Annotated in this window: 16 protein-coding genes; 4 read left to right on the top strand and 12 right to left on the bottom strand. The window is 71.2% G+C overall.

Annotated elements, in window-relative coordinates; all coding sequences use genetic code 11:
* Window positions 1-30: 30 nt before the first annotated feature.
* The gene (locus Psi01_RS31110; RefSeq protein ID WP_239128147.1) at window positions 31-1,251 is read right to left on the bottom strand and encodes an acyltransferase family protein; all 1,221 of its coding nucleotides are present in this window, start codon (window positions 1,249-1,251) and stop codon (window positions 31-33) included.
* Between the two features lie 119 nt (window positions 1,252-1,370).
* Window positions 1,371-2,204, bottom strand: coding sequence for a sugar nucleotide-binding protein (locus Psi01_RS31105; protein ID WP_204067685.1), 834 nt, complete (start codon window positions 2,202-2,204; stop codon window positions 1,371-1,373).
* 131 nt (window positions 2,205-2,335) lie between these two features.
* Between Psi01_RS31105 and Psi01_RS31100 the strand changes: the two genes are divergently transcribed.
* Together Psi01_RS31100 and Psi01_RS31095 are read left to right on the top strand one after the other, a co-directional pair.
* Entirely contained in the window at window positions 2,336-2,563 is a 228-nt protein-coding gene (locus Psi01_RS31100; protein WP_204067684.1) for a hypothetical protein, read from the top strand.
* A gap of 7 nt (window positions 2,564-2,570) precedes the next feature.
* Window positions 2,571-3,188 (top strand): hypothetical protein, encoded by a 618-nt coding sequence (locus tag Psi01_RS31095; RefSeq protein WP_204067683.1) that lies wholly within the window; start codon window positions 2,571-2,573, stop codon window positions 3,186-3,188.
* Window positions 3,189-3,211: 23 nt separating this feature from the next.
* Here the strand turns inward: Psi01_RS31095 and Psi01_RS31090 are convergent, their stop codons facing one another.
* Window positions 3,212-4,060, bottom strand: a complete 849-nt coding sequence (locus Psi01_RS31090; RefSeq protein WP_204067682.1) for a Clp protease N-terminal domain-containing protein — start codon at window positions 4,058-4,060, stop codon at window positions 3,212-3,214.
* The gene (locus Psi01_RS31085) at window positions 4,060-4,272 is read right to left on the bottom strand and encodes a helix-turn-helix domain-containing protein (RefSeq protein ID WP_204067681.1); all 213 of its coding nucleotides are present in this window, start codon (window positions 4,270-4,272) and stop codon (window positions 4,060-4,062) included. Before Psi01_RS31085 ends, Psi01_RS31090 begins: the two co-directional genes overlap by 1 nt.
* Before the next feature lie 194 nt (window positions 4,273-4,466).
* Between Psi01_RS31085 and Psi01_RS31080 the strand changes: the two genes are divergently transcribed.
* Window positions 4,467-5,294 carry an NAD(P)H-binding protein gene (locus tag Psi01_RS31080; RefSeq protein ID WP_204067680.1) on the top strand — a complete coding sequence of 276 codons (828 nt, stop codon included), beginning with the start codon at window positions 4,467-4,469 and terminating at the stop codon, window positions 5,292-5,294.
* A 66-nt stretch (window positions 5,295-5,360) separates the two neighbouring features.
* On the opposite strand, the gene Psi01_RS31075 is transcribed toward Psi01_RS31080, so the two are convergent.
* The 4 genes from Psi01_RS31075 to Psi01_RS31060 form a co-directional block, all read right to left on the bottom strand.
* Window positions 5,361-6,008, bottom strand: coding sequence for a DNA alkylation repair protein (locus tag Psi01_RS31075; protein WP_204067699.1), 648 nt, complete (start codon window positions 6,006-6,008; stop codon window positions 5,361-5,363).
* Between the two features lie 133 nt (window positions 6,009-6,141).
* Window positions 6,142-6,795 (bottom strand): maleylpyruvate isomerase N-terminal domain-containing protein, encoded by a 654-nt coding sequence (locus tag Psi01_RS31070; RefSeq protein WP_204067679.1) that lies wholly within the window; start codon window positions 6,793-6,795, stop codon window positions 6,142-6,144.
* 63 nt (window positions 6,796-6,858) lie between these two features.
* A complete protein-coding gene (locus Psi01_RS31065; RefSeq protein ID WP_204067678.1) occupies window positions 6,859-7,833 on the bottom strand; it encodes a phosphotransferase family protein in 975 nt (324 codons plus the stop codon).
* A gap of 29 nt (window positions 7,834-7,862) precedes the next feature.
* On the bottom strand, window positions 7,863-9,053 hold the full coding sequence (locus tag Psi01_RS31060; RefSeq protein ID WP_204067677.1) for an acyl-CoA dehydrogenase family protein: 1,191 nt from the start codon (window positions 9,051-9,053) through the stop codon (window positions 7,863-7,865).
* Between the two features lie 52 nt (window positions 9,054-9,105).
* On the opposite strand from Psi01_RS31060, the gene Psi01_RS31055 reads away from it, so the two are divergent.
* Window positions 9,106-9,471, top strand: coding sequence for a DUF6285 domain-containing protein (locus tag Psi01_RS31055; RefSeq protein WP_239128146.1), 366 nt, complete (start codon window positions 9,106-9,108; stop codon window positions 9,469-9,471).
* Window positions 9,472-9,539: 68 nt separating this feature from the next.
* On the opposite strand, the gene mctP is transcribed toward Psi01_RS31055, so the two are convergent.
* From mctP to Psi01_RS31035, 4 genes are all read right to left on the bottom strand, one after another.
* Window positions 9,540-11,147: a monocarboxylate uptake permease MctP gene (gene mctP, locus Psi01_RS31050; RefSeq protein ID WP_275424617.1), complete on the bottom strand. Its 1,608-nt coding sequence runs from the start codon at window positions 11,145-11,147 to the stop codon at window positions 9,540-9,542.
* 4 nt (window positions 11,148-11,151) lie between these two features.
* Window positions 11,152-11,364, bottom strand: coding sequence for a DUF3311 domain-containing protein (locus tag Psi01_RS31045; protein ID WP_204067676.1), 213 nt, complete (start codon window positions 11,362-11,364; stop codon window positions 11,152-11,154).
* A gap of 136 nt (window positions 11,365-11,500) precedes the next feature.
* Entirely contained in the window at window positions 11,501-12,163 is a 663-nt protein-coding gene (locus Psi01_RS31040; RefSeq protein WP_204067675.1) for a carboxymuconolactone decarboxylase family protein, read from the bottom strand.
* Entirely contained in the window at window positions 12,163-12,717 is a 555-nt protein-coding gene (locus Psi01_RS31035; RefSeq protein WP_204067674.1) for a VOC family protein, read from the bottom strand. The genes Psi01_RS31040 and Psi01_RS31035 overlap by 1 nt, the downstream gene beginning before the upstream one ends.
* Between the last annotated feature and the right edge of the window lie 34 nt (window positions 12,718-12,751).

Genomic DNA, 12,751 nt, shown 5'->3' with positions numbered 1-12,751 from the left:
GGGGTATTCGTCCCGAGTGCCTTCCCTGTTCTATCCGCGCATGCCGAACAGGAACCGGGTCACTCGTGTGCGCCGTACCAGCAGGTCGTATGCGATCAAAGTCAGCGCGAGGGAGGCCGCGACGATCACCGCGTACTTGACCGCAATCGGTGCCTCCCAGCGCACCACGCCGTAGGCGACTGCGACGAGGATCGGCTGGTGCAGGATGTAGACGGGCAGTACGGCGGCGGCCAGATACTTGTACATCCGTCGGGCGCGGCTGTCCGGTGGGATGTCGCTCCCTGTCGGTGTGTCGCTCCCGGGGGAGATCTGAGAGGAGGCCGGCTTCCTGCGGCGGTCGAGAAGGCCCAGAATCCCGACCACGCAGCACCAGCCCGCCGCGCCGTACAGGGTCCGGGCACCGATCGCCAGCGGGGTCATATCGGTGAGGGGGTCACCGCCGGGAGATTCCGCCGTGGCAAGGAAACCCGGCATCCCCACCAGGAACAGGACCAGGCCGGTGACGGCTGCCGGTACCGCGTCCCGTCGCATCGCCGTCCGGAACCTCTCATCGGAGGCGAGCACGAACCCGTACAGGAAGAACAGCAGATACGCCCAGCGGCTCCATCCGGCGTAGGCCTCCTCAAGCCCCAGCAGCGCACTGATCACCGCGATCGGGATGGCCGGCAGCAGGATGGCGCCGCGCCGTTCCGCCGTCTTGGCCAGCCGGTTCAGGAGCCGGCGCCCGCTGTCGCGGGGAAACAGACGGACCAGCGGTGCGATCACGAGCGAGAAGGCCAGCAGCAGCACCACGAACCACAGGTGTCCGGTCTCGAAGTGCTCGCCCTGCAGAACGAAGGGGAACTCGGTCGGCTCCAGCCGTACCGCGAAGAATCGTGGAAGGAAAGCCAGGTACGACTCGTCGTAGGCGGGATCGGCCCGCAGCCTGAGCCACTGCGGCACCGGGATGATCGTCAGGGTCGCGAACACCAGTGGTATGCCGAGCCGCCGTAGTCGTTCCAGGGCGAACCCGCCGGGACCGCGGCGGCGCAATGAGTGCCATGAGCCCAGCCCGGCGATGAGGAAGAGGATCGGCATCGCCCACACCACCGCGAGACCGGCCAGGATAGTGGTCGCCTCGGTGGTCTCGGGGTTCTTCACGTAGTAGTCGTCGCGGGCGTCGAACACCAGGGCGGAGTGGAAGAAGATCAGCCCGACCACCACGAGGGCGCGGATCGCGTCCAGTTCCGGCCGCCGGGTGACTGAGGACACGGGGGATCGTCCGATGCGTGCCGTCGTCATTCTGCTGTCGTCCTCCATACGAGAGTGGTGATTGATCCGGCGGCCGCATCCGGTGATGGTCCGTTACCGGCCCGGCCCGGCCATCCCGGTCAGGCCGGCGTGGGTGCGAGGAACTCGCGTGCGCCCCGGAGGCGGGTGGTCAGCCGTGCCTGGGTCGCGGTGCCGTCCAGGCGCACGTCGAGGGGTCCCGGCGGGCCGGTGTCGGCGCGGAGCCCGGTGGGGAGGGCGGCCGGGTCGAGACCGGCCCGGCGCGCGATCAGCACGCCGAGTTCGTGGCGGCTGACGGCATCCGTGCCGGCGAGGTGGTGGATCCCGGCGTGGGGGGAGGCGGCCAGTTCCAGGAGGGCGGCGGCCAGGTCGGTGACATGCACGGGGCACCGTACGTCGTCGGTGAACAGGACGCCGGTCACGGCACCGGTCGCCAGGGCGTGCACGTGTCTTTCGTGCCCGGAGTCGCCGTCGCCGATGATCAGCGAGGTCCGGGCGATGACGGCGGCCGGCGTGATGCCCTTGATCGCTGTCTCGGCGGCGGCCTTGGCGGCGCCGTACGGGGTCGTGGGATCCGGGAGGTGCGTCTCGTCGTAGCGGGAGGCCGTACCGGAGAACACCGCGTCACTGGATACGTGCACGAGCCGGGCTCCTGCCGCCGCCGCGCCGAGTGCGAGGTGCATGCCGCCTTCGGCCGTGGTCGCCCAGTCGGATTGCCGGTAGGCGGCATTGACGATCGCATCGGGTCGTGTCGCGAGGACCAGGGCTGTGACGTCGTCGCGGTGACGGATGTCCAGCCTGCGCCAGTCCACGTCGGCGACGTCGCCGGGAGTGCGGCTGTGGAAGGTCGCCGCGACACGATGACCGGCGAGCCGCGCCTGACGGATGATCTCCCGCCCGAGAAAGCCGCCGCCACCCACCACAAGGAGATCCACGCGGTCACGCTACAGCCTTGCGTGCCAGGCCACGCGGGTAGAGGAGTGATCGTCTCACGGCCCTCCGGCGCGCGCGTGCCTGCCTGATGCCGGTCCGGAAGTGTCAGCCCACGACCGTATGATCGCCATCCATGACCGGCACCCGCACCGTATCGTTCGACCTCGGCGTCCACGAACTCCCCGAACTGCCCGCCGGGCCGGGCTGGTACCGGCTGCGTTACCACGCCCAGAACATGGACCAGGCCGCGGAGGTGGACACCTCGAGGGACATCATCGACCGCTATCTCCTGCAGATCTGGCCCCGGGGCGAGTCCACGCCGCGCGTCGTCCAGAGCGCGAGCGGACAGCTCGCCTGCTGAGGAGTTCGTGCTCGCCGGTGACCACACGGCGACCGGGCTGGACGGCGCGGGGTGGAGCGTGACGGACGGCACCTGGTGGAGTTCGGCCGCCTTCAGCCGGGGCATGCGCACCGACCCGGCCCTGCGTGACCGGGTCGTCGCCGTGCACCGCCGTACCGCCGAAGCCGTCTACCGCCGGATCAGCGGGGAGGACCTGCCCGGCGAGGCGGCGTTGCGGGGCCGCTTCCACGACCGGTTGCCTCTGGACGACTCGGCCCCGCTGCTGCTCGGTTCCCCCGAGGTCCCCGAGGGGTTCCGTGAAAGACGGGTCTACCGCGTCCTGTTCGCCGGTGACCTGGACGCCGAACGCCTGCGGCGGCTGCGGTGTCTCTGGGCGATGGGGCCGGCCGACGGTTCCGCCGATCCGCCGGCCCGCGTGGCCGGTACGGCCCGCCTGCGCGCGGGCCGCGACGTGCTCACCTGGGATCTCCGCCGGATCGGCCCCGGCACGGCCTGGTGCCTCGACCTGACCGCATGCCTGGGCGGCTCGTCCGACGACACCGTCGGATCACTCCTGCGGGAGCTGAGGACGGCGATGCGGCACGACGCGAGGCTGATCCCCGTGACGATCGAGCGCTTCGCCTGACCGCCGCCGTCAGAAGGCAGCGATCAGGCGCGGCCGATGAGGGTGGCGAGGGCGGCGGCTGACGTGGTGGTGCGTCCTGTCGTGTGCTGATAGCGCCGCACGATGTCGCGGTGGCGGGTCCGCCGGGCCAGCCGCCGTTCGAGGTTCAGCAGCGGGTTGCGCCGGGGCGGTGGGAAGGCGGCGGCCAGGTCGGCCAGGAGCGCCTGCCTGTCGATCCCGGCGGTCGAGAGCACCCATGCCACGCCGGGGTCGAGGGTGATGAGCGCGAGGGCGAGGTGTTCGGGCCGGTGGTCGCGTTCGCGGCGGGAGAGCGCCAGCCGCAGCGACGCCTCGTAGGCCGCCTGGGCGTCCAGGCCGAGCGGCGGGCGCATCCGGGCGCACCGGCGCCGCGCCTTGGCCGCGCCCAGCGGGAACAGCGGTTCGCGTACGGGCGGGCGGTCCAGTGCTGCCGCGCCCGAGGCGCCGAGCAGGCGGTCGAGGTCGATGCCGAGCCCGGCGAGGGCGTCCCGGTCGGCGGCCGCACCGGCTCCGGCGGGCGCCGCGCGGTGGACGGCCTCCCGGATCGCGGCCTCCGTCGCGCCGTGCGCGGCGAGGATGGAGGCGACGGCGTCGTTGCTTCCCGTGACGTTGCTTCCCGTGACGTTGCTTCCCGTGATGGTGCCTTCCGTGACGGTGCCTTCCGTGACGGTGCCTTCCGTGACGGTGCCTTCCGTGACGGTGCTTCCCGTGACGGTGCCTCTCGTGACGGTGCTCCCGGCGGTGAGGGCGAGCAGCAGGTGCTCGCTGCCCGTACGGGGATGCCCGAGGTCACGGGCCAGCTTCAGGGCCCGGCCCACGGTCCGGCTCAGGTCGGGGTGGTCGCCTCGGAACATCAGTCCTCCAGGACGCGGTGGTATTTGCGGTGAACGGTCTGCTTGGTGACGCCGAGCCGGGTGGCGATGTCCCGCCAGGACCAGCCCGCCCGGCGTGCCGCCGCGACGTGCTCGGCCTCCAGTTGCTCCACCAGCCTGCGCAGGCGGGCGACGGCGCGCAGCGCCGCATCCGGATCGGTGCCGTGTACGGCCTGCTCGAGATCGGTGTTCATGGACACGTCGTCAACATATGCTGACGATCGCCATGGCGTCAACATATGCTGACGAACAGCGGCCGGACGTCGCCGGTTCTTGTACGGACGAGCAGAGGCAGGACCTAGGACCAATGCCCGATGCCCCGGGGCGGGGACGGGCCGTAGCGTCGGTGTCCCTAAGAGATCGGTGTCCCTGAGAGGAAGGCGGGTCGATGACGTTTTTGGTGACCGGGGCGACGGGCAAGGTCGGCAGGCGCGTCGTCGACGACCTCCTCCGTGCCGGGCAGCGGGTACGGGCGCTGACCAGGGACCCGGCCCGGGCCGACCTGCCGGAGCCGGTGGAGGTGGTGCGGGGCGACCTCGCCGATCCCCGGACGCTGGGCCCGGCCTTCGACGGCGTGGTGGGAGCGCACCTGCTGACCGCGGGCGGCGACGACTACGCCACTCTGCGGACCGGGCCGGAGCTTGTGGAGCTGGCGCAGAAGGCCGGGGTGCGGCGGGTGACGCTTCTGTGGAACGGGCAGGTGGGCCCGGTCGAGAAGGCCTTCGCGGCCAGTGACCTCGAATGGACCGCGCTCCAGCCGGTCGACTTCATGAGCAACACGCTGACCTGGGCCTCCGCCATCAAGGAGAGGGGCGAGGTGCGCGAGCCGTTCGCCGACGTCCCCGGCGGGGTGGTGGACGAGAGGGACGTCGCCGCCGTGGCGGCGGCGGTGCTCGCCCGCGGCGGTCACGCGGGCAGGACGTATGTGCTGACGGGGCCGCAGGTGCTCAGCCAGCGCGGGCGGCTGGCCGCGATCGCCGAGGCGATCGGCCGGCCGCTCCGCTTCGTCGAGCTCACCGAGGAGCAGGCACGCAAACGCTGGCGGCAGGCGGGGTACGGTGAGGAGCTCATCGAGCTGCTCGTCTCCTGGCAGGGGAACCCGCCGCCCGAGGCTGTCTCCATCTCACCCGCGGTACGCGAGATCACCGGCCGCGAGCCGCGTTCGTTCGCGGAGTGGGCCGCCGACCACGCGGACGCCTTCCGTCCGGACGCCTAGCGGACGCCTTCCGCCCGGAGGCGGGAGCCTGCGCCCTCGTCCGCTGTCACCGGCTCACCCCATGGGTCACGCCCTGTCGTGCTGCCGGCTCACCATCTCGGTGATCCAGATAGGCGCGAACGGAGACGTGCAGCCCGGGGAGGTCGGATAGTCCTTCAGCACCTCCAGGCGCTCACCGATGTCGATGGCGCGGGTGCGGTGCTCGGCGTGCTCGATCCCGATCTGAGCCAGGCAGTGGTTCATCGCCCACTGCAGGCGGTCCGGGGCGTCCTTCATCCGCGTCTCGATGACGTCGAGCAGTCCCGGGAGGTCGAGGCCCTCGGGCTTCTTGGCCACGCGTTCGACGGTCAGCGCCCAGCCGGCGCTGGCCACCACCGGATCCGGATCGGCGGACCAGGCCAGGCGCAGTTCCTCGGCGTGCGGGCTCTTCTTCACCACGTAGTTCACGAGCCAGTCGTGCACCTTGGGCGCGCGTGCCTGGCGCACCATGGCGTCCAGTTCGTCGCGCCCGAACGCCTTCGGGCGGCAGATGAGGATCGCCAGCAGTCTCGCCGCGGTGTCACCGGTCTCCCAGAGCCGGCACGCGAGGTCCTGCTGCGTCTTCAGCCGCTTCGCGAGCGCGCGCAGCTTGCTGAGATTCACACCGTGGTCGTCGCCGTGTTTCTCGTTCACCTCGCGTGTCTTCGGGTCTTCGAGCCCGGCCAGCTCGGCCATCACCTCGGCCACACTTGTCCCGGTCGGCGTCGTCTCGGCCACTCCAGCCTCCTGTCCGTCTCGTTCGAGGTTCAGGCTACGACGGAAACCGGGTTCCTGTCGTACCCGGCCGGGATCGTCCGCAGCGGGCCGCTCAGCCGAGGACGAGCGGAAGCCTCGCGGCGAGATCGCCCAGCGCGGCCTTCTCCGCGCCGGTCGGCGCGCGACGTCCGGTGCCGACCAGCAACGCGTCCCTGTCGGAGAACGAGGCGGGGAACGGGGTTCCGGCGATCTTCCCCAGAGACGCGCGTGCCGCCGCGAGGGTCTCGGCGGGCGGCTCGGCGGCCGACGGCAGATGCGCGATCAGGTCGAGGTGGTGCAGGGTCCATTCGAGGACGTACGCGGACAGGTAGTCGGCGACGGTCAGCACCTCGCCGCGGGTGCCGACGCGGAGGGCGGGATCGGCGAGTTCGGCGGCGCGGCCCGCGGCGGAGCCGACGTCGTCGAAGTGGAACCTCAGCAGCCGCGGCTCGCCGTACGCGGCGGCCAGCCGGGGGATCAACGCGTCGAGCGGGTCCCCGCCGGCCGGGGCCTCGACGAGCTTCCAGTAGGTGACCGCGTCCACGGTCGGCTCGGTCTCGGCGGGCGTCACCAGGGTGATCAGCACGTCCTGGGCGCCGATGACCAGGTGGCACACCACGTCCCGCACGAGCCAGCCGCTACAGCCGGACGGCCGTTCGAAGTCCTCGTCCGGGATCTCGGCGACCGCCGTGCGCAGTGCCGTCCAGGAGCGCGAGAAGAGATCCACCGCGGCACGGTAACGCCGGAGCGGAACGGCGGGCAAGCACGCCGGGGCGACCCGTCTGCGCGGTCATGACAGCAGGCGGAGCAGGTCCCACTCGGTCTCGCAGACGCGGCGGCCGATCGCGGCCAGCTCGACGGACCGGGCGCCGCCGTTCAGGTGGCGCATGGCCTGCATGACGCAGATGATCCCCCACTTGAGCACGCCGAAGGTCTCCCACCAGCGCAACTCGCCGGGATCCACCCGGTGCCCGCCGGCCTTCTCGTAGGCGCCGAGGAGCTCGTCGTACCCGCCGAATCCGCCGACCGGCAGCGGAGAGCCGAACCGCCAGGACTTCACGCACAACCAGCCGAGGTCCTCCACGGGATCGCCCGCGTGGGCCAGCTCCCAGTCGAGCACCGCCCTGACGCCGTCGGGGCCGACGATGAGGTTGCCGTTGCGGAAGTCGCCGTGCACGACGGCGGTCCGGCCGCCCGCCGGGCGGGAGGCGGCCAGGCGGCGGAAGGCCAGCTCGAAGACCGGATGCGGCTGCCCGGTCAGATCCAGCAGGTCGCGCCAGGTCACCAGCGGATCGTCCGGTACGGCCGGCGGCACCGCCGCGGCCTGGGACGCGACCGGCTGGGGGAGCGAGGACAGGGGCATGCGGTGGACCGCGGCCAGGATCTCCCCGCACTGGGCCGCCAGCCGGGGACGAGTGGCGGCGAACGCCTCGTCCCGGAGGATCCTGCGAGGAATCGTCTCCCCGGCCACCCGGGTCATCAGGATGTGCGCCTCACCGGCGGCCAGGATGGCGGGCACCGGCACGCCGCTCGCCGCGGCGGCCCGCATCAGCCTCGCCTCACCGGCCAGCCCGATCCCCGCGCCAGGCGCGGCGCCCGGGGAGTCGAGGCGCAGGATCAGCTCGTGAGCGGCGCCGGCGGCGTCCACCGCGTCGATCGCCCACGTCTCCCGGGACGCCCCGCCCGGCAGCCGCACGCTCGCCGTGATCGCCGCCCCCTCGCCGAGCGCTTCGGCGACGATCGCCTCCCTGCCCGTCCCGTCCATCGAACCCTCCCGCCTTCCGGTCGCCGCCCCTACCGCAGGCCGAACTCCCAGCTGCCCCCGGCCGCGTACGTGCCGAGGACGCGGCGGCCGACCGAGTCGATGTGGACCTCGTCCGGGCCGTCGTAGATGCGGCCGGCGCGGGCGTGGCGGTACATCCGGTCCAGCGGGGTGTCGGGGGTCAGGCCCGCCGCGCCGTACACCTGGACGGCCCGGTCGATCACGTTGTGCAGCATCCGGGCGCCGACCACCTTGATGGCGCCGATCTCCACCCGGGCGTCCTCGCCCCGGTCGATGGCGTGGGCGGCGTGCAGCGTCAGCAGCCGGGCCGACTGGATCTCGGCGTAGGAGTCGAACACGTGCTGGCGCATGAGCTGCTTGTTCGCCAGCGGCTGGCCGAAGGCGCTGCGGTCGTGCAGGCGGCGGCACATCAGGTCGAAGGCCCGCTGGGCCTGGCCGAGCCAGCGCATGCAGTGGAAGATCCGCCCGGGGCCCAGCCGCCGCTGGGCGATGACGAACCCCTGGCCGCGCGGGCCGAGCAGGTTGCCGGCGGGGACCCGGACGTTCTCGTAGCGGACCTCGCAGTGGCCGCCGTCGAGGCCCAGCACCGGCGTGTCCCGGACGATCGTGTATCCGGGCGTGTCGGTCGGCACCAGGATCATGGAGAAGGCCAGGTGCGGCGGGGCGTCCGGCTCGGTGCGGCACATGACGGTCGTGTAGGCGGCCCGGTCGGCGCCGGTGGTGAACCACTTGTGGCCGTTGATCACCCACTCGTCGCCGTCCAGCACGGCCGAGGTGCGCAGCTGGGTGGGGTCGCTGCTGGAGACCTCCGGCTCGGTCATCGCGAAGCTCGGCCAGATCTCCGCCCGGACCAGCGGCGCCAGGAAGCGCTCGCGCTGCTCGGGGCCGGCGTACAGGTGGAGCATGAGCGAGTCCTGCAGGGTGAACGTGCCCAGGGCCAGCTGCCCGAACTCGCTGCGTCCCTGGACCTCGTTGACGTAGACGTAGTCGAGGAACGGCAGCCCGCCGCCGCCCAGCTCGGCGGGGTGGCCCAGGGCCCACAGGCCTTCCTTCTTCGCCTCGGCCTGCAGGTCGCGCAGGAGCTCGCCGGCTTCGGGCCCGCCCCGGTGCAGGACGGCTTCGGCGGGTTCGACCCGCTCGGTCATGAACACGTGGACGGCGTCGCGGAGCGGCCGCACACTGTCGGGAACCGCGAAAGTCATGTAAGGATCTCATCGGAGATTCGTTGCCGAGTCAACGGATAAGGAGTTCCTTATGCCGCAGAACGGGATGTCTCCCCCGTCGCCCGGTCCCCATGACGTCCCGTCGGCGGCCCGGCTCGTCGCCGCGGTCCGTGACTTCCTGGAGAGCGACGTGCTCCCCGCGGTCGAGGGCCGGGTCCGCTTCCACACCCGGGTCGCCGTCAACGTGCTCGGCATGGTCGAGCGGGAACTCGCCCTCGGCCCGGAGCAGGCGGACGCGCACGCGCGGCGCCTCGGCGAGCTCGGTTTCGCCTCCGACGCCGAACTCGCCGCCGCCGTCCGCGAAGGGCTGGACCACCCCGCCCTGGTCGCCGCCCTGACCGAGTCCGTCCGGGCCAAGCTCGCCGTGGCCAACCCCGCCTATCTCGACGGGGGATGAGCGGAAAGCGGTACGGCCCGCGCCGCCGGAAAGCGGGCGCGGGCCGTACTGAAGGGTCACATGGCGGATCAGTGGGCCTTGGGCGCCCCCGGGGAGAAGTCGAGGTCCTTGATGCGGGGGTCGCCCTCGTCGGCGAAGTAGTGGTCGGGGTGGGTGGTGTCCTCGCCGTCGGCGGCGTTCATGGCGCGGGCGACGACGGTGCCGAGCGCGGCGACGACCAGGTTCACGGCCAGCGCCAGGATGCCCGCGTAGATGGTCATCTTGGTGTCCAGTCCCAGCTTCTCCAGCGGGAACGCCGAGCCGGCGAAGTGCAGCTTGCCGGTGGCCGGGTTGCCGATGTTGTAGAGCAGGAGCATGCCCGCGCTCATGCCCGCGATCCAGCCGGCGATCAGGCCGCCGCGGTGGAACCAGCGGGTGTACAGGCCCAGCGCCACCGACGGGAGCGTCTGCAGGATGATGACGCCGCCGATGAGCTGCAGGTCGATGGAGAAGCCGGTGTCCAGGAACAGGATGCAGGCCACCGCGCCGACCTTGACCAGCAGCGAGGTGAGCTTGGAGACCCGGGCCTCGTCGGCGTCGCCGGCGTCCCGATTGATGTACTCCTTGTAGATGTTGCGGGTGAACAGGTTCGCCGCGGCGATCGACATGATCGCGGCGGGGACCAGCGCGCCGATGCCGACCGCGGCGTAGGCCACGCCGGTGAACCAGTCGGGGAACATCTGGTCGAACAATCGCGGCACGATCGTGTTGTTGTCCTTGCCGATCGGCGTGGTCCCGGCCGCGATGGCCATGTAGCCGAGCAGCGCGATCAGGCCCAGCAGCAGGCTGTAGGCCGGGAGCGCGGACATGTTCCGCTTGATCACGTCGCGGTTGCGGGAGGCCAGCACGCCGGTGATGCTGTGCGGGTACAGGAACAGGGCCAGCGCCGAGCCGAAGGCCAGCGTGACGTACTGCAGCTGGTTGTTGGCGTTGAGCAGGATGCCGTCGCCCGGCGCGGGGCTCGCGGCGAACTTCTCCTGGGCCTTGTCGAAGATGAGGTCCCAGCCGCCCAGCTTGATCGGGATGACGATGATCGCCACCAGGATCACGATGTAGATCAGCGTGTCCTTGACGAAGGCGATCAGCGCCGGGGCGCGCAGGCCCGACTGGTAGGTGTAGGCGGCCAGGATCGCGAACGCGATGATGATCGGCAGGTGGCCGGTCACGCCCATCGACTTCAGCACCGCCTCGATGCCGACCAGCTGCAGCGCGATGTACGGCATGGTCGCCACGATGCCGGTGATCGCCACCAGCAGCGCCAGCGTGGGCGAGCCGAAGCGGGCCCGGACGAAGTCGGCCGGGGTGACGAAGCCGTGGATGTGCGAGACCGACCAGAGCCGGATCAGCACGAGGAAGACCATCGGGTAGATCACGATGGTGTACGGCACCGCGAAGAAGCCCATCGCGCCCGCGCTCCAGAGCAGGGCGGGCACGGCCACGAAGGTGTAGGCGGTGTACAGGTCGCCGCCTACCAGGAACCAGGTGATCCACGAGCCGAAGCTCCGGCCGCCCAGGCCCCACTCGTCCAGGCTGGCCAGGTCCTGCGGGCGCCGCCAGCGCGCCGCCACGAACCCCATCCCGCTGACCACCAGGAACAGGACGGTGAAGACGATGATCTCGGTCAGGTGCTGTTCCACGCGGTCACCGCCCCCGCTTGGTCATCTGGTAGACGATCGTGGTGCAGGTGACGCCGACCGCGATGAAGGCGAGCTGGAGCCAGTAGAACATCGGGAAGCCGAAGAGCCGGGGCTCGTCGGAATTGAACAGGAAGGGCAGGAGAGGCAGGACGATCGGCACGACGAGCAGCCAGTTCCACGGGCTGCGGTCGCTCCGGTCCCCGTTCGGGGTGGTCAAAACGGTCTCCTCGATCTGAAGCGGCACCCGGTTTGCGGGAGTGGTGCCTGCGGGTTGACCGGCAGAGTAAGCACGGAGCCGTTTCGTTGTGGTCACCGATCGCCGAGCGGACCCGTCGGCGCGACGAACGGTCGGCTCAGCCGCCCGCCGTCCGCCCGTCACCCCCGGTGACCACGTCGTCGACGATGTCGCGCGTCCCGTAGCCCTCCGGGGCCGCCACTTCGACGATCGGTTCGGGCCGGTCGTCGAATTCCAGGCGGAGCGCTCTTGACATGGTCGCGTGCATTTCGTACAGGCACGTGATGTAGGTGAGCTCCAGGATCTCCTCGTCGCCCAGGTGCGCCTTCAGCACCGCGAAGACCCCGTCGTGCACCCGGCCGCCGTCCAGCACCAGGCCGTCGGTGTAGGCCAGCACGGCCCGCTCCAGCTCGTCGAAGTGCGGGCTGACCTGCCAGTGCGCGACCGCCTGGACCTTCTCGTCCGGCACCCCGATCGCCCGCAGCTGCTTGCAGTGCTGGGAGAAGACGAACTGGCTGCCCCGCGCCCACCCGGCCCGGCACTGGCCCAGCTCGCGCAGGACCGGGTCGAGCCGGGCCTCCCGGTAGAGCTGGAAGCCCTTCACGCAGTGCCACAGGATCACCGGGTGCAGGGCGAAGACGGTCCACCAGTCGCCGGGGGAGCCGGTGGCGGTGCCGGGCTCGGCGACCGGGTCGCGGTCCGGGCCGAACAGGCGGTCGTAGAAGAACAGGGTCAGCGGGTCGGTGACATGCTCGCGCGGGACCTGGCGCAGCCTCGGCATCACACGGTCCGCTCGGCGGCGGTCTTCGGCTCGTGCCGCACGTCCTCGGGACGGTCGAGCGCGCGCGTCCAGGCCGCGAACTCCACCAGGATCCCGTCGGGGTCCTTGAAGTAGATCGACCGGACGAACACGCCCTCCTGCATCTTCGGGGCCACGCCGAACTCGCTGTCGTCGTGGTTGAGGATCACCCCGACGTCCACGCCCTTGGCGATGAGCCGCTCGCGGTACTCCTCGATCTTCTCGGGCGCCACGTCGAAGGCGATGTGGTTCATCGAGCCGACCGCCGACAGCAGCTCGCCCCGGTCGGGCAGGTTCCTGGGCGCCGAGACGCCGGGCACCCCCTCGGGGGCGTCGGGGAACCAGAAGAACGCCAGCGCGTTGCCCCCGCCGCAGTCGAAGAAGAAGTGCTGACCCCAGCCCATCGGCAGCTCGATCGTCTTGATCAGCGGCATGCCCAGGACGCCGGAGTAGAAGTCGACGGTCTGTTTCATGTCCGAGCACACCAGCGCGACGTGGTTGACCCCGCGCAGCTCGAACTCCGTGTTGCCGCCCATGGCCTCTCCTTGCCGGAGCTCTTCGGAAGCCCCT

The organism is Paraplanobispora siamensis, from assembly GCF_016863175.1.
Classification (GTDB): domain Bacteria; phylum Actinomycetota; class Actinomycetes; order Streptosporangiales; family Streptosporangiaceae; genus Planobispora; species Planobispora siamensis.
This window is presented reverse-complemented; position numbering and strand designations above follow the sequence as displayed.

Coding starts and splice junctions, on each gene's coding strand:
- Psi01_RS31080 (WP_204067680.1), top strand. CDS start 4,467: ATGACGTTTTTGGTGACCGGGGCGACGGGCAAGGTCGGCAGGCGCGTC.
- Psi01_RS31060 (WP_204067677.1), bottom strand. CDS start 9,053: ATGACTTTCGCGGTTCCCGACAGTGTGCGGCCGCTCCGCGACGCCGTC.
- Psi01_RS31065 (WP_204067678.1), bottom strand. CDS start 7,833: ATGGACGGGACGGGCAGGGAGGCGATCGTCGCCGAAGCGCTCGGCGAG.
- Psi01_RS31075 (WP_204067699.1), bottom strand. CDS start 6,008: ATGGCCGAGCTGGCCGGGCTCGAAGACCCGAAGACACGCGAGGTGAAC.
- Psi01_RS31035 (WP_204067674.1), bottom strand. CDS start 12,717: ATGGGCGGCAACACGGAGTTCGAGCTGCGCGGGGTCAACCACGTCGCG.
- Psi01_RS31055 (WP_239128146.1), top strand. CDS start 9,106: ATGCCGCAGAACGGGATGTCTCCCCCGTCGCCCGGTCCCCATGACGTC.
- Psi01_RS31040 (WP_204067675.1), bottom strand. CDS start 12,163: ATGCCGAGGCTGCGCCAGGTCCCGCGCGAGCATGTCACCGACCCGCTG.
- Psi01_RS31090 (WP_204067682.1), bottom strand. CDS start 4,060: ATGTTCCGAGGCGACCACCCCGACCTGAGCCGGACCGTGGGCCGGGCC.
- Psi01_RS31100 (WP_204067684.1), top strand. CDS start 2,336: ATGACCGGCACCCGCACCGTATCGTTCGACCTCGGCGTCCACGAACTC.
- Psi01_RS31085 (WP_204067681.1), bottom strand. CDS start 4,272: ATGAACACCGATCTCGAGCAGGCCGTACACGGCACCGATCCGGATGCG.